The 25779-nt window shown below is 74.2% G+C and carries 9 protein-coding genes; 4 read left to right on the top strand and 5 right to left on the bottom strand.

Annotated elements, in window-relative coordinates; genetic code table 11:
• Window positions 1-18: 18 nt before the first annotated feature.
• The 3 genes from ACF07S_RS27070 to ACF07S_RS27080 all read right to left on the bottom strand — a co-directional run bounded on the left by ACF07S_RS27070 (window position 19) and on the right by ACF07S_RS27080 (window position 14995).
• The gene (locus ACF07S_RS27070) at window positions 19-1248 is read right to left on the bottom strand and encodes a cytochrome P450 (RefSeq protein WP_391975348.1); all 1230 of its coding nucleotides are present in this window, start codon (window positions 1246-1248) and stop codon (window positions 19-21) included.
• A complete protein-coding gene (locus tag ACF07S_RS27075; protein ID WP_391975349.1) occupies window positions 1245-8576 on the bottom strand; it encodes an amino acid adenylation domain-containing protein in 7332 nt (2443 codons plus the stop codon). The genes ACF07S_RS27070 and ACF07S_RS27075 overlap by 4 nt, the downstream gene beginning before the upstream one ends.
• A gap of 125 nt (window positions 8577-8701) precedes the next feature.
• Window positions 8702-14995 (bottom strand): amino acid adenylation domain-containing protein, encoded by a 6294-nt coding sequence (locus tag ACF07S_RS27080; RefSeq protein WP_391975350.1) that lies wholly within the window; start codon window positions 14993-14995, stop codon window positions 8702-8704.
• A gap of 570 nt (window positions 14996-15565) precedes the next feature.
• Between ACF07S_RS27080 and ACF07S_RS27085 the strand changes: the two genes are divergently transcribed.
• Both ACF07S_RS27085 and ACF07S_RS27090 read left to right on the top strand, forming a co-directional pair.
• Entirely contained in the window at window positions 15566-16336 is a 771-nt protein-coding gene (locus ACF07S_RS27085) for a class I SAM-dependent methyltransferase (RefSeq protein ID WP_391975351.1), read from the top strand.
• Window positions 16337-16816: 480 nt separating this feature from the next.
• A complete protein-coding gene (locus ACF07S_RS27090; RefSeq protein ID WP_391975352.1) occupies window positions 16817-20104 on the top strand; it encodes a GH92 family glycosyl hydrolase in 3288 nt (1095 codons plus the stop codon).
• Between the two features lie 349 nt (window positions 20105-20453).
• Here ACF07S_RS27090 and ACF07S_RS27095 read toward each other — a convergent pair whose 3' ends face one another.
• On the bottom strand, window positions 20454-21935 hold the full coding sequence (locus ACF07S_RS27095; protein ID WP_391966730.1) for an FAD-dependent monooxygenase: 1482 nt from the start codon (window positions 21933-21935) through the stop codon (window positions 20454-20456).
• A gap of 64 nt (window positions 21936-21999) precedes the next feature.
• Between ACF07S_RS27095 and ACF07S_RS27100 the strand changes: the two genes are divergently transcribed.
• Both ACF07S_RS27100 and ACF07S_RS27105 read left to right on the top strand, forming a co-directional pair.
• Window positions 22000-22626 (top strand): TetR/AcrR family transcriptional regulator C-terminal domain-containing protein, encoded by a 627-nt coding sequence (locus ACF07S_RS27100; RefSeq protein ID WP_391975353.1) that lies wholly within the window; start codon window positions 22000-22002, stop codon window positions 22624-22626.
• A 283-nt stretch (window positions 22627-22909) separates the two neighbouring features.
• Window positions 22910-25306, top strand: coding sequence for a ricin-type beta-trefoil lectin domain protein (locus ACF07S_RS27105; protein ID WP_391975354.1), 2397 nt, complete (start codon window positions 22910-22912; stop codon window positions 25304-25306).
• 168 nt (window positions 25307-25474) lie between these two features.
• Here ACF07S_RS27105 and ACF07S_RS27110 read toward each other — a convergent pair whose 3' ends face one another.
• The gene (locus ACF07S_RS27110) at window positions 25475-25705 is read right to left on the bottom strand and encodes an MbtH family NRPS accessory protein (protein WP_391975355.1); all 231 of its coding nucleotides are present in this window, start codon (window positions 25703-25705) and stop codon (window positions 25475-25477) included.
• Window positions 25706-25779 lie beyond the last annotated feature (74 nt).

Raw genomic sequence — 25779 nt, forward strand, 5'->3', positions numbered from 1 at the left:
GTCGGATGCGGGATCCGGTCAGTAGTGGACGGGCAGGGCGGTGAGGCCGCGGTTGAGCAGGGAGGGCTGCCAGGCCGGCCGGCCGGGGTCGGCGAGGGTCAGGCCGGGGTGGTCGCACACCAGCGTGCGGACGGCGGCCACGGCCACCAGCCGGGCCAGGGCGGCGCCGATGCAGAAGTGGGCGCCGAAGCCGAATCCGAGATGAGTGGCGCCGGAGCGGCGGAGGTCGAACCGGCCGGGGTCGGGGAAGCGGGCCGGGTCTCGGTTGGCGGCGGCGGTGACGAGGAAGATGCGGTCCCCGGCCCGCAGGGTGTGGCCGTCGAGGTCGAGGTCGCGGGCGGCGGTGCGGATGGACATCTTGGACGGGCCGTCCAGGCGCAGGGTCTCCTCCACCGCCCCCTGGGCCAGCTCGGGTTCGGCCCGGACGGCGGCCAGCTGGTCGGGGCGGGTGTGCAGGGCCAGGACGGTGTTGGCGATGAGGTTGCTGGTGGTCTCCCCGCCGGCGAACGCCATCTGGGTGAGCATCCCGACGAACTCCTCCTCGGTGACCGAGTCACCGACCCGGCCCTCCCGGAGCACCTGGCTGATCAGGTCGTCGCCCGGTTCGGCGCGGCGCCGGGCGACGAGGGCGCCGAGGTAGTCGTCGAGGCTCACCAGCGCCTGGAGGGAGGCCCGGTACTCGCTCTCCTCCTGGGCGGTGCCCAGGACGAGGTCGGCGACGCGGGTGTTCCAGTACCAGAAGGAGGGCCCGTCGGTGGGCGGGATGCCGAGCCAGCGGGCGAACACCAGGGCGGGCAGCGGTTTGGCGACGTCGGCCAGGAGGTCGCCGGTGCGGCCGGGCGTCGCCTTGCGGGCGAGGACGGCCCGGGTCGCCTTCTCGGTGAAGGCGCGGTAGCGGGCCACGGCGCGGGCGGCGAACGCCTCCTGGAAGACCTGGCGGAGCCTGCGGTGCTGGGGCGGATCGTTGAAGACCATCCAGCGCGAGAGGATCCCGAAGGCCCGCTCGGCGTCCTCGCGGGCGCCCTGCGGGACGGCGTCCATCAGGGGCCGTACCCGGTCCGCGGAGACCGCGGGGTCGCGCAGGCAGCGCATCACCTGGTCGTACCCGGTGACGAGCCAGGCGTGGTGCAGGGGGCTCCAGTGGACGGGCGCGCGGTCGCGCAGGGCGTCGAGGTGGCCGTAGGGGTCGGCGATCATGTCCGGGGAGAGCAGGTAGCGCTCGGTGAGGACGGGGGCGTGGGTGGTCATCGGCTCTCTCCCGTCCCGGTGAGCCCGGTGGTGGCGCCGGGCCCGGCGGCCCCGGCGGCCTGCGCGGTGCCGGGGTCCTCGATGCCGGTGAGCAGGCCGGCGATGCCGCGCACCCTGGGCTCGGCCATCATCGACATGTGGTCGCCGTCGCTGATGTGCAGCGTGAGCCCGCCGCCGGCCACCTCCCGCCAGCGGGCGACGTAGGTGTCGTAGTCGACGTCCAGGCCGGGCATGGTGCGGCCGCGCGGCAGCCCCGCGGCCTCGCTGCCCACCACCAGGTGCACATGTCCGGGGTAGGGGCGGACCTCGTACGCGGCGAGGGCGGCGAGCAGCGAGTGCCACACCTCGATCGGGGCGCCCTCGACGAGGGCGGCCTCGGACGGGCTCATGCCGGCTCCGAGCAGGGTGGCGGTGAGTTCGGCGGCGGCCCGGTCGCGCCGCGGGGAGGGCGGCAGGTCGCGCAGCCGGTCGCGCATGCGCAGGGCCTCGCGCAGATCCCGGGTGACGCCCAGGAGCCGCGCCCGGGCGGCGGTGTTGGGCAGGTAGGGCTCGATGAGGACCAGCGGGGCGACGGTGTGTCCGGCCCGGTGGAGCTGGGTGGCCATCTCCAGGGCGATGTTGGCGCCCATGGACCAGCCCAGCAGGGCGTGCGGGCCGGTGCCGCCGCGCTCGGTGATCTCGGCGACGTAGTTGGCGGCGATGCCGGTCACGGTGCTCGGATCGGTGCCGCCGAGCAGGCCGCGCGCCTGGAAGGCGTGCACGGGGCGGCCGGGCGGCAGGGCGCGGGCGAGCGGGACGAACCAGGCGGCGCTGCCGCCGGTGGGGTGCACGCACCACAAGGGCTCCCCGGTGCCCTCGCGCAGCCGCACCTCGGAGGTGACGACGGCGGGCAGGCCCTCGCCCGCCGCCCGGACGGCGTGCCGGGCGAGCCGGGCGAGGGTGGGGTGCTCGATCAGGTCGCCGACGGAGACCGGCAGGCCGCGCGCGGCGGCCATGAGGGAGACGCGGACGGTGGACAGGGAGCTGCCGCCGATGCGGAAGAAGTCGTCGTGCACGCCGATCCGGGACAGGCCGAGGACCTCCCGCCAGATCTCGGCGAGGATCTTCTCGGCGGCACCGGACGGGGCGACGTACTCGGTGTCCGTGCGGTCGAGTTCGGCCGGCGGCAGGGGCAGCGCCCGTCTGTCGATCTTGCCGCTGCGGTTGACGGGCATCTCGTCGAGGACGACGAACCGTGCCGGCACCATGTACCCGGGCAGGGAGGCCCGCAGGGCGCCGCGCAGTTCCTCGGGGGCGGGCCGGTGTGCTCCGGAGACGACGAGGTAGGCGACGAGGGCCGGTTCGCCGGGCAGGTCGGTGCGGTGCAGGACCACCGCCTGCCGGACCTCGGGGAGTTGCCTGAGGGCGTGTTCGATCTCCCCGAGCTCGATGCGGAATCCGCGCAGTTTGACCTGGGAGTCGCGGCGGCCCAGCCACTCCACGGAGCCGTCCGGCCGGTGCGTGCCGAGGTCGCCGGTGCGGCACAGGCGGTCGCCGGGGGCCCCGTACGGGTCGGGGACGTAGGTGGCGGCGGTCAGGGCGGGCCGGCCCAGGTAGCCGCGGCCGACGGCGTCGCCGCCGAGGTGGATCTCGCCGGGGACGCCGGCCGGGACCGGCTGGAGGTCGTCGTCCAGGACGTGGACGCGGGTGTTGCGTATCGGGGTGCCGATGGGCGGACGGCCCTGCCCGGGGCTCAGCTCGGCGGCGAGGGACCACACGGACGTCTCGGTGAGGCCGTAGATGTTGTGGAAGCGCCGGCCGCGCGACCACAGGTCGGCGAGTTCGGCCGGGCAGGCCTCGCCGGCGACCTGGAGCACCTTGAGGTCGGGGAAGGCGTCCTCGCCGAGGACGGCGAGGGCGCTGGGGGGCAGCATGGCGGCGGTGACGCGCGTCTCGCGCAGGGTGCGCGCGAGGTCGGGACCGGGGCGCAGGTCGTCCCTGGGGGCGGTGACCAGGCAGCCGCCGTTGGAGAGGGACCAGGTCAGTTCCAGGATCGAGGCGTCGAAGCCGAAGGAGGCGAACTGCAGGACGCGGTCCTCGGGGGTGGGGCCCACCAGGTCGCGCTGGCCCTCGAGCATGTTGGACAGGCCGCGGTGCGGGATGGCGACGCCCTTGGGGACGCCGGTGGAGCCCGAGGTGTAGATGATGTAGGCGAGGGTGTCGGCGTCGGCCTCCGGGCCGCCCGGCACGGGCTCCTGGTGTTCCGCGGGGACGTCGAGGTGGACGACCGGCCCGTCGAAGGGCACCGTGCCGGCCAGGGGCAGCTGGGTCAGCAGCACGCGCATGCCGCTGTCCTGCGCCATGAACGCGAGTCGCTCGGTGGGGTGTTGCGGGTCCAGCGGCAGGAACGCGCCGCCGGAGCGCAGCACGCCGAGGGCGGCGCGCACCAGGTCCGGGCCGCGTTCGGCGCAGATGCCGACCACCGTCTCGGGGCCCACGCCGAGCCGCCGCAGCCGGCGCGCCAACTGCTCGGCCTGCTCGTTCAGTTCGGCGTACGTGAGCCGCTGCCCGAGGTGCTCGACGGCGGTCGCGCCCGGGGTGCGGGCGGCGTGGCCGGCGATGTGCTCGTGCAGGAGCAGCGGGGAGGACGGGACGACGGGGCCGCGGGCCCACTCGTCGAGGGCGGTGGCGCGGGCGGCGCCGGTGAGGGCGGGCCGGGTGACGCGGCCGTCGGGGGCGGCGGTCATGGCCTCCAGCTGGGCGCAGTACACGTCGGCCAGCTGCTCGGCGGTGGCGGGGGCGACGTACTGCGGGTCGGCGTCGAGGGTGAAGGCGTTGACACTGGCGTTGACCAGCAGCGGGAACATGGTGCGGGCGATCTCCAGGGAGTCGTCCCAGGAGTCGTGGGAGAGGCGGTGGAAGTTGACGTAGTTGAAGACGGCGTCGGTCAGGCGCGGTTCGGTGGGCCGGAGTTCGGCGATGCGGACCAGGGGGACCCTGCGGTGCGGCAGCATGCCCTGCTCGGCCCGGAAGACGTCCCGCAGGTAGGCGAGCCAGGTGCCGCGCGGGCGGGTCACCCCGAACGGCACGGTGTTGAGGAACAGTCCGCGCATCCGGTCGGCGCCGGGCAGTTCGGGACGGCCGTTGGTGACCAGGCCGATGCTGTGGCCGAGGACGTCGTCGCCGCGGCCGGCGAACAGGCTCATGGTGTGGTGGAAGGCGGCGATGAGCACGGTGCGGCGCGGCACGCCGGCTTCCCTGGCGAGCCGGCCGATGCGTTCGGCGAGGTGGGCGTAGGAGCGGCGGACCTCGTGGACCGGCGGGTGGTCCTCGGCGGCGCCGTCGGTGCGGCGGCGGAAGGTGACCGGCCGCAGCTCGGCGAGCCGGTCGCGCCAGTACGCCAGTGACTCCTCGCTCTGCAGCGCGGCGCGTTCCAGGGCGACGTACTCGGCGAACGGCGGCGCGTTCGGCGGCTGCGGGGCGGTGCGGTGGGCGACGGCCTCCCGGTGCAGGGCGAGCAGGTCGGCGACGAGGGAGGTCAGGCTCCAGCCGTCCAGGACGACGTGGCAGTCGGTGAGGACGAGCCGCAGGTCGTGGTCGGTGATGTGGTGCAGGTGGATGCGGACCAGGGGGGCGGCGGCCAGGTCGAAGCGGCGGTCGAACTCCTCGTCGACGAAGCGGCGCAGCCGCGCCCGCTGCTCCTCGCGCGGCAGGCCGCGCAGGTCGGTGTAGCCGACGGGGAGGTGGGCGGTGCGGTGGACGAGCTGGAGGGGCTCGCGGTAGGAGACGAGGTCGACGGAGGTGCGCAGGATGGGGTGGCCGGCGACCACGGCGTCCACGGCGGCCTGGAAGGCGTCGAGGTCGAAGCCCTCCGGGACGGTGATCTTCAGGTCGGTGACGTTGTGGTAGGCGCCGCGCCGGGGGTCGGCGAGCATCTCGTGCAGCATGCCCGCCTGGAGCATGGTGAGCGGGTAGGCGTCGGCGAGGTGGTCCGGCAGCCGGCCGGCGTCGGCGGGGTCCAGCTGGGAGAACGGGGCGACGGGCTCCGGGGTGTCGACCGCGTCGGTGACGAGCGCGGCCAGGTCGGCCAGGGTGCGGGCGCGGAAGACGTCGGCGACGCTGAAGGCGAGCCCGGCGAGGCGGCCGAGGCCGACCAGGCGCAGGGCGAGGATGGAGTCGCCGCCGAGGTCGAAGAAGTTGTCGGTGCGGCCGACGTGTTCGGTGCCGAGGACCTGGCTCCACACCCCGGCCAGGGTCCGCTCGCGCGGACCCTCGGGCGGCACGTGGGTGCGGTGTCCGGCGGCTCCGGCGTGCACGGCGGTCAGCGCGGCGCGGTCCACCTTGCCGTTGGCGGTCAGCGGCAGCCGCTCGTGGCGGACGAACAGGGCCGGGACCATGTAGTCGGGCAGGCTCAGCCGCAGTCCCTCGCGCAGGGCGGGCGGGTCGAGCGGGCGGGCCTCGGGCGTGACGACGTGCGCGACCAGCCGGGCCGTGCCACCGTCGGCGCGGGCCACCACGGCGACGTCCCGGACACCGGGCAGGGCGCGCAGCGCGGTCTCGATCTCGCCGGGCTCGATCCGGTACCCGCGGATCTTCACCTGGTGGTCGGCGCGGCCCACGTAGGCCAGCCGGCCGTCGGGCAGCACGCGCACCAGGTCGCCGGTGCGGTACATGCGGGCGCCGGGGGCGCCGAAGGGGTCCTCCAGGAAGCGTTCGGCGGTCAGTTCGGGCCGGTTGCGGTAGCCGCGGGCGACGCCGCCGCCGGAGACGTACAGCTCGCCGACGGCGCCGGGCGGGACGAGCCGGCCCCAGGGGTCGAGGACGTATCCGTGCTGTCCGGCCAGCGGCCGTCCGATCGGCGAGCGGACCGTGCCGCGGACGTCGTCCCCGGTCACGGTGTGGATCGTGACGTGCACGCAGGTCTCGGTGATGCCGTACATGTTGACCAGGGCGGGACGGCGCCCGGGGGTGGTGAACCAGTCGCGGTAGTCGCGCACGTCGAAGGCGTCGCCGCCGAAGACCACCGTGCGCAGGGCCAGGTCGTCGAAGCCGGCCCCGGCGTCCTCGAGGTGGGCGCGCAGGCCCTTGAAGGCGGCGGGGGTCTGGTTGAGGACGGTGACGCGCTCCTCGCGCAGCACGCGGTGCACGGCCGCCGGGTCGCGCACCTCGTCCGCGCCGAGCACGACGACGCGTCCGCCGCCGGTGAGCGGCGCCCACAGTTCCCACACGGAGAAGTCGAAGGCGGGCGAGTGCATCAGCGTCCACACGTCGGCGGGGCCGAAGTCGAAGTGCCGGTCGGCGGCGGCGAGCAGCCAGGCCAGGTTGGCGTGGGTGACCTCCACGCCCTTGGGCCGGCCGGTGGAGCCGGAGGTGTAGATGACGTAGGCGAGGTCGTCGGGGGCCGGCCGGATGTCGCCGCCTTCGCCGGGGGTGTGCTCCCCGTCGGGGCTGTGCTCCCCGTCGGAGTCGAGCAGCACGAGCCGGGCGGGCAGGGAGTCGACGGCGGTGCGCGTGGCGGTGTCGGTGACGATCCAGTCGATGCCGGCGTCGGTGACGGTGAACTCGCGCCGGGCCCGCGGGTGGGAGGGGTCGAGCGGGAGGTAGGCGGCGCCGGCCCGCCAGATGCCGAGGAGGGCGGCCGCCAGGTCGGGGGTGCGGTCGAGGCAGACGCCGACGAGCGAGCCGCGGGCCACCCCGGCGGCACGCAGCCGCCGCGCCAGCGCGGAGGCGCGGGCGTCGAGCCGGGCGTAGGTCAGGGAGCGGCCGGAGCCGCTGACGGCGACGGCGTGCGGGGTGCGGGCCGCGTGCTCGGCGAACCGGTCGGGCGCGGTCCGCGGGTCGGGGACGACGGCGGCCCCGGTGTTGGCGGGGCCGTCGGCGCCGAGGAGGTGGCCGCGTTCGGCGGGGGTGAGCGGGTCGATGCCGCTGAGCGGGGTGTCGGGGGTGGCGCAGAAGGCCTCGAGCAGGGTGACGGTGTGCCGGGCGAGGGCGGCGACCGTGGCCTCCTCGAAGAGGTCGGGCCGGTAGACGAAGGCCAGCTCGGTGCGGTCCCGACCGTCGCGCAGGTCCAGGGTGAGGTCGAACTTGGCGGTGGTCAGGCCGATCGGGTACGGCGTCCCGGTCGCCCCGCCGAGGGCGAAGCCGGGCGCGGCGGCGCCGGACTGTGTGTAGAGCACCTGCACGAGCGGGTTGCGGGCCAGGTCGCGGTCGGGGCTGAGCGCGTCGACGACCCGCTCGAACGGCACGGACTGGTGCTGGAAGGCTTCCAGGACCCGGTCCCGGGTGCGGGCGAGCAGGGTGGCCGGGGTCGGGGCGTCGGAGAGGTCGCCGCGCAGCACGAGAGTGTTGACGAAGAAGCCGACGAGCTGCTCGGTCTCGACGCGTTCCCGGTTGGCCACGACGGTGCCGACGGCGATGTCGTGCTGCCCGGTGTGGAAGGCGAGCGCGGCCTGGAAGGCGGCCAGCACGGTCATGTAGGAGGTGGTGCCGGCGCGGTGGCCCAGTGCGGCGAGCGCGCCGGTGAGGGCGGGCGGCAGGGTGACGCGGTGGACGGCCCCCCGCCCGGAGGGGGTCTCCGGCCGGGGGTGGTCGGTCGGCAGCTCCAGCGGGGTGAGTCCGGCCAGGCGGGTGCGCCAGTGCTCCAGCGCGGCGGACTGGTCGCTCCCGCGCTGCCAGATCGCGTAGTCGGTGTAGTCGAGCGGGAGTTCGGGCAGCTCCGCAGCGCGGCCCCGCGTTCTGGCGCGGTACAGCTCGGCCAGGTCGCGGACGAGGAGGTCGAGGGACCAGCCGTCGGAGACGATGTGGTGCATGCCCAGGACGAGGACGTGCTCCTCGGCGGCGGCGCGTACGAGGGTGGCGCGGAAGGCGGGTTCGCGGGCGAGGTCGAAGGGGCGCAGGGCGGCCGCGTGCACGGCGGCGGCCAGCCGGCGTTCGCGGTCCCCGGCGTCCTCGCCGCTCACCTCGGTCACGTCCAGGACCGTGCCGCCCGCGGGCAGGACCCGCTGGTGGGGAACGCCCTCGTGCTCGGGGAAGACCACACGCAGCTGCTCGTGCCGGGCGGCCAGGTCGGCGACGGCCGCGGTGAGGGCCGGCACGTCCAGCGGGCCGGTCAGGCGCCAGGCGGCGGGGAGCAGGTAGGTCGGCGCGCCGGGGTCGATCCGGTCCAGGAAGTACAGGCGCTGCTGGGCCGCGGACAGCGGGATCCGCTCCGGGCGCGGCCGGACCCGGGCCGGGCCGGTGTCCCGGGCGGCGGCCCGGCCGCGCAGCCGCTGTTCCAGCAGGCGCCGGGCGGCCGTGGAGAGGGCGCCGCCGGTGGTGACGGGGCCGGGACGCACATCAGGTGTGGTCATGGGGGCGCTCCGATCTCGGTTCTGGAGGAGAGGAAGTGGGGGTGCGGTCGTCGGGCGGTGGTCCGCCGTCCCGACGGCCGCGGTGGCCGCCGGGGCGGCGGGTGCGGACGGCCGGGGTCCGGGTGTCAGAGGTCGGCCGTGAGGGACAGGTCGATCTCGTCGTCGCTCATCTGCGAGATGAGTTCCAGCAGTCGCCGCTCCACCTCGGCGGCGAGCCGCTCGACGGTGGGGTTCTCGAACAGGTCGCGGACCTGGAGCGGGCAGTCGAAGGCGGTCCGCAGGCGGGAGGCGACCGCGACCGCGCGCAGGGAGTGGCCGCCCAGGGCGAAGAAGTCGTCGTGGACGCCGACCTTCGGCAGGTCGAGCACCTCGCACCAGATCTGCGCCACGACCGTCTCGGCCGGGGTACGCGGTGCGACGTCGGCGTGCGGCGCGGACGCCTCGGGCTCGGGCAGGGCGGCGGTGTCCAGCTTGCCCTGCACGGTCAGGGGCAGGGCGTCCAGGAGGACGAACGCGGACGGGACCAGGTAGTGGGGCAGGCGGGCCCGGCAGTGGGTGCGCAGGGACTCCTCGGACAGTCCGCCGCCCGCGGCGTAGCCGACGAGGGCCGTCTCGCCGTTGAGGGTGCGCACCACGACGGCCGCGCCGCGCACCCCGGGGTGCGCGCGCAGCACCGCCTCGGCCTCTCCCGGTTCGACGCGGAAGCCGCGGATCTTGACCTGGTCGTCGTTGCGGCCGAGGAACTCCAGTTCCCCGTCGGACCGTCGGCGTACGACGTCGCCGGTGCGGTAGATGCGGCCGCCGGGCGTGCCGAACGGGTCGGGGACGAACCGCTCGGCGGTGAGGGCGGGCCGTCCGAGGTAGCCGCGGGCCATCTCCGGTCCGCCGAGGACGAGTTCGCCGGGCACGCCGGCCGGTACGGGTTCGTCGAGCGGGTCGATCACGTAGGCGCGGCGGCTGCCCAGGGGCCGTCCGATGGGCACCCGGCCGGCCGGGGCCGAGGCGACGGTGTGCGCGGTGGCGGAGATCACCGTCTCGGTGGGGCCGTAGGTGTTGGCCACGGGCACGCCGGGCAGGTGGGCGAACCAGTGCGCCAGGGGGTCGGCGGGCAGCGCCTCTCCCCCGGTCACCAGCAGCCGCAGGGAGGCCAGCAGGGGGGCCAGCGTGTCCAGGCGGGCCACCAGTTCCGTCCAGTACGAGGGGGTCAGCTCCATGACCGTCACCCGCTCGGCGGCGACGTACTCGGCCAGTTCCTCCGGTGTCCAGATCCCGTCGGGGCGCACCAGTACCGTCGCCCCGGTGCTCAGCGCGGGCAGGATCTGCTCGAGCGAGGCGTCGAAGGAAGTGGAGGCGAAGGTGAGCACCCGGTCCCGCGCGGTCAGCCCGAACGTCTCGCGGGCGGTGGCGACATGGGCGTCCAGGGCGTGGTGCTCGACGCCGACGGCCTTGGGTCGGCCGGTGGAGCCGGAGGTGAAGATGACGTAGGCGAGGTCGTCGCGGCGGGGGGTGTGGCGGGGCCCGGCGGGGTCGGGGAGGACGTCGCCGACGTCGACGCCGGCGGTCCCGAGGGCGGCGGCGCGGTCCCGGGTGTGCGCGTCGCACACCAGGTGCCGTACCCCGGCCTCCTCGCACATGTACCGCAGCCGCTCCTCGGGCAGCCGGGGGTCGAGCGGGACGTAGACGCCGCCCGCCCGCCAGACGGCGAGCATCGCCGCCACGGACCACACGCCGCGGCCGACGCACACGCCCACGGCGTCGCCCGGGACCGTGCCCGCCCGGACCAGGGCCGCGGCCAGCCCGCCGGTGAGGGCGTCCAGGCGGGCGTGGTCGAGGGTCGTGTCCCCGCAGACGACGGCCGGGGCGTGCGGCGGGCCCGCCACCTCGAACGGCGGCGCGGGCCGCGCGTCCCGTCCGGCGCCCGCGACGAGGTGCCGCCGCTCGTCCGCCGAGAGCAGGGCGGCCTCGTCGGCGCGCGCGGCGGGGTCGGCCAGCAGGGCCTCGAGGACGCGGCCGACGTGGTGGGCGAACCGGGTCGCGGTGTCCGGGTCGAACAGGTCGGCGGCGTACTCGACGTTGAGCGCGAAACGGTCCGGCCGGATCACGAAGGTGGCGGTCAGGTCGAACTTGGCCGACCCCCAGGGCAGCGCGAAGTCGGCCGTCTGCAGGCCGGGCAGGCCGATGCCGGCCGCGGAGGACTCCTGGACGTCGACCATGGCCTGGAACAGCGGGTTGCGGGACAGGTCGCGTTCCGGGCGCAGCCGCTCCACGACCTGCTCGAACGGCACTTCCTGGTGGTCGAAGGCGCCGAGGACGGCATCGCGCACCCGGTCCACGAGGGCGCCGAAGGAGGGCCGCCCGGACAGGTCGGTGCGCAGGACGACGGTGTTGACGAAGAAGCCGACCAGCGGCTCCAGTTCGAGCCGTCCGCGTCCGGCGACGGGCGTGCCCACGCAGATGTCGGTCTGTCCGGTCCAGCGGGCCAGCACCGTCTGCGCGGCCGCCAGCAGCACCATGAAGCGGGTCACGCCGCGCTCGCGGGCGAGGGTGTCGACCCGGTCGACGAGTGCGCGGGGCAGGACGGTCTCGACCGCGCCGCCCCGGCCGGTGAAGGCGGGGGGTCTGGGCCGGTCCGTGGGCAGTTCCAGCACGGGTGCGTCCTCGAGGACCCGCTCCCAGTAGGCGAGTTGCGGTTCCAGGGCGCCGCTGTCGGCGCGGTCGCGCTGCCACACGGCGTAGTCGCCGTACTGCACGGGCAGCGGTGCAGGCGAGGCGGGCCCGCCCGCCCGGCGGGCCGCGTAGTGCCGGCCGAGTTCGTCCAGCAGCACGCCCTTGGACCAGCCGTCGGTGACGGCGTGGTGGAAGGCGAGCAGGACGACGTGGTCGTCGTCGGCCAGTTCCCACACGCCGGACCGCAGCAGCGGCGGCCGGCCGAGGTCGAAGCGGCGGGTGGCGTGCGACGCGGCCAGGCTCCGTACGGCCTCCAGGCGGCCCTGCTCGTCCGGGGCCTGCGGTGCCCGCTCCCAGAGCAGGGGCACCGCGGCCGGGTCGCAGACCTGCTGCACGGGGCGGCCGTCGATCTCGACGAGGGCCGTGCGCAGTACCTCGTGCCGCTCGGTCAGGTCGTCCAGGGCCGCCTGCCACGCGGCGCGGTCCAGGCCTCCGCGTACCCGCCAGCAGTACCACAGCAGGTACGACTCGCCGTGGTCGGAGGTGCGGTCCAGGAACCACAGGCGTTCCTGCGCGAAGGACAGCGGCAGCGGCCTGGTGCGGTCGACGGGGACGACCTCGGCGGCGCCGCCGGCGCGGGCGGCCGCCACCCGCGGGGCGAAACCTCGGACGGTGGGGTGCTCGAAGACGGTGCGCAGTTCGATCTCGCGGCCGAGTCGCTGGGCGATCCGGGAGACCGCCATGGTGGCGAGCAGGGAGTGGCCGCCGAGGTCGAAGAAGCCGTCGTCGATGCCGATCCGGTCCAGGCCGAGGACGTCGGCCCACACCTCGGCGACGATCCGCTCGGTCTCGTCGCGGGGCGCGGTGTACGCGGGATCGTCGGGGGCGCGGGTGTGCGCGGGGTCGGGCAGGGCGGAGCGGTCGAGCTTGCCGGACACGCCGACCGGGAGGGCGTCCAGGACGACGAACTCGGACGGCAGGGCGTAGTGCGGCAGGTAGCGGGCGCACCAGGCGCGCAGTTCGGCCCGGCCGGGCGCGGCGGGCGCGTCCGGGGCGGGTACCACGTAGCCGGTGAGGCCGCGTCCGGTGGCCCGGTCGGGGCGGACGGCGGCAGCGGCGACCAGCGGGCAGGCCCGCAGCACCGTCTCCACTTCGCCGAGTTCGATCCGGAAGCCGCGGATCTTGACCTGGTCGTCGCGGCGGCCGAGGAACTCCAGCTCACCGCCGGGCGTCCAGCGCACGAGGTCGCCGGTGCGGTAGAGGCGGCCGCCGGGCGGCCCGTACGGGTCGGGCACGAAGCGCTCGGCGGTCAGCGCGGGGCGCCCGAGGTAGCCGCGGGCCAGCTCCGTGCCGCCGATGAGGAGTTCGCCTGCGACGCCGACCGGGACCGGCTCGCCCTCGGCGTCGACGACGTACACGCGGCGGTCGCCCAGGGGCCGGCCGATGGGCACGGTGTCCCCCGGCGGGTCGTCGACGTCGTGGGTGGTGGCGGTGACCGTGGTCTCGGTGGGCCCGTACGCGTTGCAGACCCGCACTCCGGGGACGGCGGCACGCCAGACGGCGAGGGTGTCGGCCGGGACGGCCTCGCCGCCGAGGACGAGCAGCCGCAGGGAGCCCAGGGCGGCGGCCAGCCGCCGGTCGAGGGAGAGCGTGAGCTCCGACCAGTAGGTGGGCGGCACGTTGACGACGGTCAGGCCGTACCGCTGGACGATCTCGGGCACCTGCGTGGGCAGCCAGGGCTCGTCGGGCCGCATGACGACGGTGGCGCCGGAGGTGAGGGCGGGCAGCACCTGGTCCAGCGAGGCGTCGAAGGCGAAGGAGGCGAAGGCCAGCACCCGGTCCCCGGAGGTGATCCCGAAGCGCTGCCGGGCGGCGGCGACGTGCGAGGCGAGGGCGCCGTGCTCGACGCCGACCGCCTTGGGCCTGCCGGTGGAGCCGGAGGTGAAGATGACGTGGGCCAGTTCACGGGGGTGCGGCCGGTGGCGGGGGGCGTCCGCGGCCGGGGGGAGCGCGGTGACGTCCACCGTGACCGGTGCGAGCGGTGCGGCGGTGCCGGCGGTGGCGGGTTCGGTGACCACGCAGGCCAGCCGGGCCTCCTCGGCCATGTACCGCAGCCGCTCGGCGGGCAGTTCCGGGTCGAGGGGCACGTAGGCGCCCCCCGCCCGCCACACGCCCTCGATGGCGGCGGCCGACCACGGGCCGCGGCGCAGGAGCACGCCGACGGGATCGCCCGCGGTGACCCCGGCGGCGCGCAGCGCGGCGGCCAGTGAGCCGGTCATGGTGTCGAGTCCGGCGTAGCTGACGCTGTCCTCGCCGCAGCGCAGCGCGGTGGCGTCGGGATCGCCGCGGAAGACGACCGGCTCCGCCGGCTCCGCCGGTCGGTCGGGTGCCCGGTGCCAGTCGGGCCGGGGCCGGCCGCGGCCGGCGGGGCCGTCGGGCAGGGCACGCAGCAGGTCCTGCACGGGAGTGTCGGGGTCGGTCAGGACGGCCCGGAGCAGGGCCGTGTAGGAGCCGGCGAAGGCCCGCATGGTGGCGGTGTCGAAGAGCGCGGTGGCGTACTGCAGGACGGCGGCGACGCTGCCGTCGGTCCGCAGGGTCAGGTCGAGGAAGACGTCCAGCGGGGTCTCGGTGAGCGGCGGCTCGACCAGCGTCACCTCCAGGCCGGGCATGCGCACCGGCTGGATCGGCGCGTTGAGCAGGGTGAACGAGGCCTGGGCGAGGGGGTGGCGGGACAGGTCCCGGGAGCCGCCGAGGGCGCCGACGACGAGGTCGAAGGGGGCCTCGGCATGGGCGAGGTCCACCGGCACGCGACCGCGCGCCCGGTCCAGCAGGGCGCCGAAGCCGGGCCTGCCGGCCAGGTCGGCGCGGAGCACCACGGTGTTGACGAGGGGGCCGATGAGCGTGTCGGCGCCGCGCCGCGCCCGGTCGGCGAGCGTGCTGCACACGGCGACGTCGCTGCGGCCCGCCCAGTGTCCGAGGAGCGCCTGGTAGGCGGTGAGCAGAAGGGTGTACCGGGTGACGCGCCGGGAGCGGGCGAGGGCGTCGACCGCGGTGACCAGGTCGGCCGGCAGGTCGAAGCGGACCACGTCGCCGGAGCCGTCCCAGACCCGCGGACGCGGCCGGTCGGTGGGCAGGTCGAGCGGGGTGAGACCGCGCAGCCGTTCGCGCCAGTGGCCGAGGAGCCGCTCCAGCCGTTCACCGCGCAGCCGTTCGGACTGGGCGCGGGCGAGGTCGGCGTGGCGCAGGGCGGGCGGGGCCACCGGCTCGCCCCGGTAGCCGGCGGCGAGTTCGTCCAGCAGGACGCCCCACGACCAGCCGTCCACGGCGATGTGGTGCACCTCGACGAGCAGCAGGTGCTCATCGGGCGCGACGCGGGCGAGCACGGCCCGCACCGGGTGCTGCGCCGACAGGTCGACGGGGCGTCCCAGCCGGCGCGCGAACAGTTCCTCCGGCCCGTCCGCCTCGACCCGCTCCAGTTCGATTCCCGCGGGCGGGTCGACCACCGGGACCGGTTCCCCGCCGACGGCGCGGAACCGGGTGCGCAGCACCTCGTGCCGCGCCACGATCCCGGACAGCGACCGTTCCAGCCGGTCCGCGTCCAGCGGGCCCCGCAGCCGCAGGACCAGCGGAAGCATGGATCCGGTGGAAGAACCGGCCAACTGGTCCAGGAACCACAGGCGGCGCTGCGCGAAGGATGCCGTGTCGGGGACGACGTCGTTCGGAGCCTTGTCGTGGGCCGGTCCTGCTGTCACTGTGAGCCTCCAAGCGGTGTTTTGCAGCAGACTGCCGCCGGTGGCCCGGGGCCCATAGGGAAGAAGACGCAGCACCGCGAGCAGAGCCGGCTGCGGTCGTGGACGCGGGTCCGGAGCGGCCATGACGCGGTTCCTCTTCTCCCGTTGCCGGTGCGGGATCCCGGAGCCGGCCCGGGCGACCGGGACGACGGCATCGCGCTGCTCACCGCCCGCTTCCACGGGATCGCCCCGAGCGATGCGGCGTCCTGGTTCCTCAAGCCGCGGGACGCGGCTCCCGGCCGTCCCGCCGCCTCGCCCGGCGTGCCCTGTGCCCCGTGCCCCGTGCCCCGTGCCCCGTGGCAGCGTTCGCCGTCGCACGACACGCGGCCCCGTGGGAACGAACGGGGCGTCCGCACCGATGGCGGAGCGCGCCCCGGCGTTCGGGTCTGCTCCCGTGCGCCCTTCCCCACCGCCTGCCGCGGGTGTGCCGCTCGGCGGGCGGACCTGCCGACCGTGTCATTGTCACGACGTCGGCGGATCACCGGAAGCGCGCCGGGTGGACGCGCCGCTCGTGAGGAAGGGACCGCGGAAATGGAACGGCACGGGTCTGCGGGGGCGAGGAGCCCGCAAACGGACGAGGACGCCTACCGGGACGCCCTCGGCCGGTTCCTCGCCGGCAGCGACGAGAAGGCCAACACCCACGCCTACCTGCGGGGCATCGTCGAACGGCTGCCCGTCCGACGGGTCTTCCTGGACGTGGGCGCCGGCGACGGCACCACGACGCGGCATCTCGCCCCGTTGTTCCAGCGCACCGTGTGCATCGAGCCCAGCGCACCGATGCGGCGCGCCCTGGCCCGGGCCTGCCCGCGGGCCCGGGTGGTGGCCTCACCGATCCTCGAGGCCCCGGTGGAAGCGCAGGCCGATCTGGCCCTGCTCTCCCACGTGCTGTACTACGTCCCGCGTACGCAGTGGGCAACGACGGTGGCACGCATCATGGACTGGGTGGCGCCGGGCGGGGTGCTGCTCGTCCTGTTGCAGGACCCCGACAACCCCTGCATGCGCATGGTGCGTCACTTCACCGGCTTGCGCTTCGACCTGAGGGAACTCGCCGACGAACTCGACGCGCTTCCACCCGGTCTGGCCCGTGGCGCCGCGCCGAACGTCGTGCCCGCCCGATACCGCAGCCGGGACGTGGACGAGACCGTCGCGGTCGCCTGCTTCCACCTGAGCGTCCCTGGCATCCCCGCCCCGCCCCGGGAAGCGGTCGAGGCGTACGTCCGGCGGCACTTCGGCGACGGCGAGGGCGGGTACACCCTCCGCCACGACCAGCACGCGCTGCGCATCGAACGTCCTGCACCGTGACCACAGCGTTCACACGGCACGGCCGGGGAGCCGGCCGAGAGGCGGGGGCACGCCCCCCACCCCCGCCGAAACGCCCCCCAGCGCGTGGGGCGACAGGCGTCCGGCCTCTGGGATGCAGGGCTGGGGAAGGGCCCGTTCGCCGGTCCGGGGGCCACCGGGTCCGTGCCGGGCGAGGGCTGATCCGAAGCGTCCGGCGTCGGGCGGCCGCAGGACCGGGGCGGAGGCCATCACGCCCCGCTCCGTCGGCGGGAGGGGAACAGAGCCACCGGCCGCCGGTCGCCGGCCGTCGGCCGCCGGGCAGCGGGACCGCGAGCGAGGTGCCGTGCCCCTCGGTGATCAGGTGGTGCTCCGGGCCGGGGCGATGGGGCGGTACCAGTCGGCGCCAGGGGTATTGACAACGATGTCAGACGCATGATCTAGTCCGCTTCCATCCAGCCAGGGCTGCTGATCGCGCTGCAAGAGGAACAGGAGACCGTTTCCATGCACAGACCCCTCCGTCGATGGCGCAACCGCGCATCGACAGTCCTCGCCGCACTGCTCGTCGCCGGCGGTGCCCTGGGTCCGGCGCCGGCCGCCGCCCAGGGCACCGCAGCAGCCACTCCCCCGCTCACCTCCTTGGTCAACCCGTTCATCGGCACACAGAACTTCGGCAACACCTTCCCCGGCGCGAGTGCCCCCTTCGGCATGGTCCAGGTCAGCCCGGACACCGGCGGCCAGGGAGGCTACGACTACCAGCAGGACAAGATCCACGGATTCAGCCAGACCCACCTCTCCGGCGTCGGCTGCTCCGTCATGGGCGAACTGCCGCTCATGCCGACGACCGGAGCGGTGAACAGCGTCGACCCCGATGCCTACCGCTCGGCCTACTCGCACGACGACGAGGACGCCGAACCCGGCTACTACCGCGTCGGGCTGAAGACGTACGACATCGACGCCGAGCTGACCGCCACACCCCGCACGGGATGGCAGCGCTACACCTTCCCCTCGACCGACCGCGCCAACGTCCTGTTCAACACGGGCAAGGCCAACCAGAGGGTGTACAGCTCGGAGGTGCATGTCGTCGGCGACCGGACGGTCGAGGGCCGTGTCGAGGCGGGCAACTTCTGCGCGGGCAAGGACCGGCACACCGTCTACTTCACAGCGACCTTTGACAGGCCGTTCGCCTCGCACGGCACCTGGCGGGGCAGCACCCCCGCTCCCGGTGGACGGGACGCGGCCGGTGAGGGCGGGAACGGTGCCTGGGTGACCTTCGACGCCGGCGCCGACCGTGACGTCGTCGTCAAGGTGGGACTCTCCTACACGGGCGTCGAGGGCGCCCGGAAGAACCTGAAGGCGGAGACGGACGACTCCTACGACTTCGACGCCACCCGCGCGGCGCTGCAGGCGACCTGGGAGCGGCAGCTCGCCGCCGTCACCGTCGACGGCGGGTCCGCCGAGCGGCGACGCGCGTTCTACACGGCCCTCTACCACGCGCAGCTGCACCCGAACATCGCCGGGGACGTCGACGGCCGGTACGCGGGCTTCGACGGCAAGACCCATACCGCGTCCGGGTTCACGCCGTACCAGAACCTGTCGCTGTGGGACACCCACCGGCCGCAGAACCAACTGCTCCAGATGCTGCAGCCGAAGGTCGCCCGCGATGTCGCCCTGTCGGTCGTCGCGATCGGACGGGACGGCGGCTGGCTGCCGCGCTGGTCGCTCGCCAACAGCGAGACCAACATCATGACCGGCGACCCGGTGACTCCCTTCCTCGTCGAGGCGTGGTCCAAGGGCCTGCTCGCGGGCCACGAGAAGGAGGCGTACGCGCTTCTCAGGAAGAACGCCCTCAGCACGCCGCCGGACGACTCCCCCTACAACGGCCGTGCGGGAGTCGCCGAGTACCAGGAACGCGGCTACATCCCCAGCGGGCTGGAACCGGGGAAGGACTGTCCGGACAAGGGCGGCGACAACGACTGCCGTCATCCCGCCTCGGCGACCCTGGAGTACGCGGCGGCGGACGCGTCGCTGGCCCTGATGGCCAAGGGACTGGGACACACCGCGGACGCCCGCATGTTCGCGGCACGCGGCCAGTGGTACCGGAACCTGTGGGACTCCTCCATCCAGCAGTTCCGGCCGCGCACGACCGACGGCACCTGGCTGACGCCCTACGACCCCGTCGAGGCGGGCCACCAGTTCCATGAGGGCGGCGCCTACCAGTACCAGTGGCTGGTGCCCCAGGACCCGGCCGGCCTGGTGTCCCTGATGGGCGGCAAGCGGGAGACCGAGAAGCGGCTCGACGCCTTCTTCGCCTACGACGAACTCCTCGCGGACCCGGCCGGAACCGCTCGCGAGGACTGGATCTCGGCACCGTACGACTACTACGGGAAGCCGACCTACAACCCCAACAACGAGCCCGACCTGCACTCCCCGTACATGTACCTGTGGGCCGGGGCACCCGCCAAGACCGCCACCGTGGTCCGCGCCGCGATGACGCTCTTCACGGACGGGCCCGACGGCATGACCGGCAACGACGACCTGGGCACCATGTCGGCCTGGTACGTCTTCTCCTCCCTGGGCCTGTACCCGACGACGAACGGCGGCGACTTCCTCGCCGTGTCCAGCCCGCAGTTCCCGTCGGCGGTCATTCGCATCGGCGCCTACGGCAACGAGCAGGGCGGCACCCTGACCGTCGAGGCACCGGGTACGAGCGACACCCGGCGCTACGTGAAGCAGGCGGAGTTCGGCGGGAAGGACCTGCGCGCCACCTGGCTGGACTGGGACGCGGTCGCCAAGGGCGGAAGCCTGGCCTTCGAGATGACCGGCAAGCCGTCGGCATGGGGCACGGGCAAGGGGGCGGAGCCGCCGTCCGTGAACCGCGCGGCAGCCGACTCCCGCCGGCACCTCGACGCGTCACTGCGCACCGGCTCCGACGTCCTGCCGACGGCCGACAGCGCACAGAGCGTCCGCCTGAAGCTGGACGTGCTGGGCCAGTCCCCCGGCACGCTGCGGGTGGGCGTGAGCGCGAAGGCTCCCAGCGGCTGGACCGTGAAGACCTCCGAGCCCTTCTCGCTCACCTCGCATCGGCTTCCGGTCCAGCGGACCGCGGCGGTGGACGTGAGCGTGCCGGCCGGAACCGCGCCGGGTTCGTACACCGTGGGGATCACGGCGACCGCGAAGGGGGTGCGGAGCGTGGAACGGACGGCGACCATCGAGGTGCGCGCCGCGGCCCGCTGCGCGGCGGACCCCGGCGAGGAGTGTGCCGTGGACCTCGGCAAGGAGGTGAACCACGACGGCACCGCGACCGTCGCGGCTTCCGGCGAGGGCGACTTCGACGGATCGGGGTGGAGCTACGACGGTGATCTGCTGCCCGCGGCGGGTCCGGTCGTCTGGGACGGCGTGACCTACGACGCTCCCGATCCGTCCGGGACGGCCCCGAACTTCGTCGAGGCCCGCGGTCAGTCGATGCTGCTCCCGGCCGGGTCGTACAGCGCGCTGCGCCTGGTCGCCACGGCCCACCACGGCCCGGTGACGACCATGCTCAGCGTCCGCTACACCGACGGAACCACCGCCGAGGTGCCGGTCACCGTGGGCGACTGGGCGGGAACGGCACCGCAGGGCAGCTCCGTGGCACTGGAGATGCCGCACCGGATCAAGCGTGGACAGGGCGTGGACGGCCCGCCGGTGCGTCTGTTCGGTTCCTCGGCGGACCTCGACGCGTCGAGGACGGTGCGTTCCATCGGCCTGCAGAACGATCCTCGGGTGCAGGTCTACGCGATCACACTCAGGTAGGACTCCGTACGTCCGCCGGCCCCGCCGGCACCGGCCGGAAGGCCGCTCGGTGACAGCGGGGCCCGGCGGTCGCCCCCGGACGGCGATCGATCGGTCACGTCCTGATGAGCACGTCCGGCGGACGACGGGAAGCGCGCCGCGGCGGTGGGGGTGTCCGGCGCGACAGCGACGCCGGGGCCGTCCGGGCTGCCGGCATCGCGCCGGTGGTCCTCGGCGTCACCGCCCCGGAGCGGATCGCGGCGCCGGTGGCACGCAGGGGAGCGCCGAACGTGTTGCAGGACGGTCCGCCCGGAAAGGCGGAGGGGGCCGGGCGTGACGTACCGGGCGGGCGGGTGGCCGCACCGGATGGTCACGGAACGGCTCGCCCCCGGTGCGTGAGGGCGAGGGCGGCGCCGAGGCCGTCGGTGAGGGCGGTGTCGTCGTGGCGGGCGCCGGCCCAGGCGATGTGGCCGTCGGGCCGGACGAGGACGGCGCGGACGCCGGCCCAGTCGGCCGGGGGCAGGTGCGGGGTGCCGGTGTGTACGTGCAGACCGGGCCGGGTGAACCGGCCGAGGCGGCCGTCGGGGGTGAGGTCCAGCAGGAGGTAGCTGTCGGCGCGCAGCAGGGCGAACAGGCTGGTGTCGCCGACGGCGAGGTCGGGGGCGCGGGTCCCGGTCAGCGGGTGCGCGTGGGGGTCGGCGGGCGGGTAGGTGACGGCGAGTGAGCTGACCTGGGCGGCCAGGTGGTCGTTGAGGTCGGGCAGCGTGCCGATCAGCCGGGCGAGCAGACCGCGCAGGCTCAGGCCCTCGGGGGTGAAGGCGGTCATCAGGGCGACCTGGGCGCGGCTGGTCTCGGTGAGGTTGACGCCGACCGGGTGGCGTTCGGCGTGATAGGTGTCCAGCAGGGCCTCGGGGGCCCAGGCGTTGAGGGTGGCGGCCAGCTTCCAGGCGAGGTTGGCAGCGTCCTGGATGCCGACGTTCATGCCGACGCCGCCGGCGGGGAAGTGCTGGTGGGCGGCGTCACCGGCGAGGAAGACGCGGCCCTTGCGGTACTGCGTGGCCAGGCGGGTGGCGTTGCCGTAGCGGGAGAGCCAGATGGGGTCGCGCATGCCGAAGTCGGTGCCGGCCACGGCGGTGACGTTCTCGCGCAGTTCGTCCACGGTGAGGTCGCCGGGCCAGGTGGTGGTGAGGTCGCGGGGGGTGATGCCGACCAGGCGGTGAACGCCGCCGGGCATGGGTACGGCCATGAGGGTGCCCGCCGGGCCGAAACGGCTGTAGCCAGGGGCGGGGGGCTGGTCGAGGATGACGTCGCCGAGCCAGCCGAGCACGGTGGAGGGGGTGCCGGGGCAGTCGATGCCGGCGGCCCGGCGCACGGTGCTGCGGGCGCCGTCGCAGCCGACCAGGTAGGCCGCCTCAAGGGTGCGGGGCCCCTGCGGGCCGGTGATGTGCACGGCGATGCGGTCGGGGGCTTCGGTGAAACCGATGACCTCCTGTCCGCGCAGGATGTCCGCGCCCAGCTCGAGAGCCTGCTGCTCCAGCAGTGCCTCGGTGCGTTCCTGGGGCAGGGCGAGGGTGCAGGGGAAGGGGCTGGGCAGGCGGCGGAAGTCCAGCCGGGACTCCAGTGCGCCGAAGTGGCCGCCGGGCAGCGGTATGCCCTCCCTCACGAAGGGCTCGTGGACACCGCGGGAGGCGAACGTCTCGATGGTGCGCGGGTGCACGGTCAGGGCGCGGGAACGGGTGTCGCGTTCGGTGCGGGTCTCCATGACGGCGACGGTGATGCCGGCGCGGCGCAGTTCGCCGGCCAGCCACAGGCCCACGGGGCCTGCGCCGCCGACGACGACCTGGTGGTTCATGACCTTCCCCTCTCCCTCGAACCTTGGTCAGCGACCAAGAATTGCTCCGCAGTAAACTAGGTCAGTGACCAATGAGCAAGTCGGGGAAGGCGCCGCGGGCCGGCTCACCCGCGCGGCCGTGATCGACGCCGCGCTGCGGGTGCTGGAGGAGCGCGGACTGGAAGGGCTTTCGACCCGGGCGGTGGCGGACTGCCTCGGGGTCCGTATGAACACCGTGCTGTGGCACGTGAAGACCAAGGCCCGGATGCTGGAGCTGATGGCCGACGCCGTCCTCGCCCGCATCCGCTACGACGACCTGCCCGCCGTGCCGCGGGAACGCGCGCGGGAACTGGCCGGCCGCTACCGGCGGGCGCTGCTCGCGCACCGCGACGGTGCCGCCCTGGTCACCGGCACGTACCCGGCCGAGCCTCACACCCTGCGCTTCGCCGACCGTCTCGTCGACGCGTTCCTCCAAGCGGGAGCGGACGAGAAGCGGGCGGCGTGGACGGCGTGGACGGTCACCCACTTCGCTCTCGGCCTGACCCAGGAGGAGCAGGCGGCACCGGCACAGGGCGACGAGCGCCTCGCGCACGCCGTTGCCGCCGACACGTACCCGGCGCTGCAGAAGACCGTGGCGCACCTGCGGCAGGGGTCCTTCGAGGAGCGCTTCGCCTTCGGGCTGGACGCGGTCCTGTCCCGCCTGCCCGAGTGAGAGCGCCTTCGCCGGTACGCCGGGCGTCCGGACGCCACAGCGGGAGCGGGCTCCTTGCCGGAGCGGCGGGCCGGCGCGCCTGGCCGGAACTTCATACGCGTTCATGACAAAGCGTGGACGGCTGCGGAAGAAGTCCCTACTGTGTGCGACGCGACGGTGTACGCCTCTTGTGCCCCCACTCGCACGCCTCCGTATCCGGGACGACGGCGCGTCCCGGCAGCGGTGGATCTCCCGCTTACCGGACCGCGTTCCTCAGTGCCATGAGGAACCGTCAGGAGGTCACGTGTATCCACGGCTGTACTCCCGCCGGCTGGGCAGACGCCTGACCGGAACGCTCATCGCTTCGTTATGGGCCATCGGCCTGTCCGCGTCCCCGGCTCCCGCGGACGACTCGGACGCCGCTGACCTCCCCCCGCAGGAGCCGGGTGTCACCCTGCGCGTCTTCGACGTGCAGACCCCGTTGAGTGGAATCTGCACCCTGAAACCGGGTCAGACACCGAACATCGACAAGCTGATGCCGGTCATCGACTGGACCTCCACCGGCGACTTCGGCCTGGAGAACAACTTCGTCACCCAGGTCGTCGGCAACCTCGACGCCCCTCAGACGGGCGACTACACCTTCCGGCTCACCAGTGACGACGGCTCCCGCCTGTGGATCGACGACAAACTGGTGATCGACCACGACGGTCTGCACGGCGCGGACCCGAAGGACGGCACGGTCCGGCTGCCGGCCGGTCACCACGCGTTGCGCATCGAGCACTTCGAACGCGACGGCGGTCAGCAGATCACGCTGGCCTGGCAGCCCCCGGGCGCCGGCGGCTTCGCCGTCGTACCGAACTCGGTGCTCAGCACGGACGCCGGCGTCGTCCGCGTGACGTCGCCGGGGCGCAAGGAGTGCGAGGGCGGCGCGGACTCGCCGGGCGACGGGCTGCCGCTGACCGGTGTACACCCGAACTACACCCTCACCGGCCTCCGTCCGAGCGGCTTCGAGCCGCAGGTCTCCGCCATGGACTGGCTGCCGGACGGCCGGCTGGCCGTGGCCACCTGGGGCGGCAGCAACACCACCACGGGTGAGGTCTACCTGCTGGGCAACGTCACGGGAAGCACCGGCCCGGACAGGGTGACGGTGAAGAAGGTGGCCTCGGGCCTCAAGGAGCCGATGGGCATCAAGCACGTCGACGGCAAGCTCTACGTCTCGCAGAAACACGAGCTGACGGAGCTGAGCGACACCAACGGCGACGAGGTCACCGACCAGTACCGGAGGGTCGCGACATGGCCCTTCGGCGGCAACTTCCACGAGTTCGCCTTCGGCCTGCTCTACAAGGACGGGTTCTTCTACCTGAACCTGTCCGTGTCCATCAACTACGGTGGCGCGACCACCGATCCGCAGCCGGCGCAGAACCGCGGCACCACCATCAAGGTGAGCAAGGACACCGGAGCGGTCTCCTACGTCGCCGGGGGGCTGCGCACCCCCAACGGCATCGGCTGGGGACCCGCGGGCGACATGTTCGTCACCGACAACCAGGGCGGCTGGCTGCCCTCGTCGAAGCTGGTGCACATCAAGCAGGACAGGTTCTTCAACCACTACACCAACCCGGACGGGCCCTTCGACGCCCTGCCGGTGACCAAGCCGGCGCTGTGGCTGCCGCAGAACGAGATCGCCAACTCTCCCAGTACGCCCCTGTTGCTGACCGAGGGTCCGTTCGCCGGTCAGATGCTCTTCGGCGACGTGACCTACGGCGGCATCCAGCGCGGGTTCCTGGAGAAGGTGGGCGGCGAGTACCAGGGGGCGGTCTTCCGTCTCACCCAGGGTCTGGAGGCCGGCGTCACCCGGATCAGCGTAGGCCCGGACGGCGCCCTGTACGCCGGCGGGCTGGGCGCGGGCGGCAACTGGGGCCAGGAGGGCAAGCTCAGTCACGGCCTGCAGAAGCTGACGCCCAACGGCGGCAACGCCTTCGACATCCGGGCCATGCGCGCCGTACCGGGCGGCTTCGCACTGGAGTACACCAAGCCGTTGTCGACGCAGACGGCGGCCGGGTTGACCGGTCGCTACAAGATCAAGCAGTGGCGTTACGTGCCGACCGCCGACTACGGCGGCCCCAAGGTCGACGAGGAGGCCCTCACCGCACAGTCGGCGACGCTCTCCGACGACCGCAGAACGGTCACCCTGTCCGTCCCCGGCCTGAAGGCCGACAGGGTGGTCCACGTCCGCTCGCCCCGTCCGTTCAGCTCCTCGGACGGCCAATCGCTGTGGAGCACCGAGGCTTGGTACACGCTGAACAAGCTGCCGGGTGCGGCGTCCGGGACGGGCGAGGTGAAGGGGGTGAACAACAAGTGTCTGGACGTGGCCGACTCCCAGACCGCCGACGGCACCCAGGTGCAGATCTGGACGTGCAACAGCACCGACGCCCAGAAGTGGACCCTGGCCGGCGGCGCCATGAAGGTCCTCGGCAAGTGCCTGGACGTCTCCGACGGCGGCACGGCGGACGGCACCAGAGTCCAGCTGTGGACCTGCAACGACTCCGGCGCCCAGAAGTGGACCCCGCAGGCCGACGGCACGATCCGCAACCCGCAGTCCGGCAAGTGCCTCGACGCGTCCGGCGGCACCTGGAACGACGGCACCCCCGTCCATCTGTGGACCTGCCACACCGGACCCAACCAGAAGTGGATCCTGCCGTGACGTCGCGAGCGGCACCCACGGCATGAAGCGGAGCATCCGACGGCGAGGGCCGGGGCACTCCCCCGGCCCTCGCCCCTGTCCGGGCCCCGCCCAGGGCTCGCGCGGGTTCCCCTCCGCCCGCCCCGCGGCCCGTACCGATGGACGGCGCCGGCCTTTGCCCAGTACCGCCTACGGGCAGGCCGGTTCATGCTCCAGCACGGTGAGCGAAGCCCGGCCGGCGACGATGCGGTGCGCTGCGAGCAGCACGTGCCGCTCCTCGCCGCTGCGCACCAGGGTGGCGCGCAGCGCGGGCCCCCGGTCGTTCGGGCCGGTCCTGCCCGCGTCCGACCACCCGGCCGGGTCGTCCCGGCCGGCGGGCCGGGTGGAGTACTGCTCCTCGTCGTCGACCACGATGGGCATCGGCCGGCAGGGGGCTGCAGCGTCAGGTGCGGGCACGGGTCCCGACGGCCGGGGGACCGGCCGCACGAGGGCGA

The sequence above is a fragment of the Streptomyces sp. NPDC016640 genome, assembly GCF_043076215.1.
GTDB lineage: Bacteria > Actinomycetota > Actinomycetes > Streptomycetales > Streptomycetaceae > Streptomyces.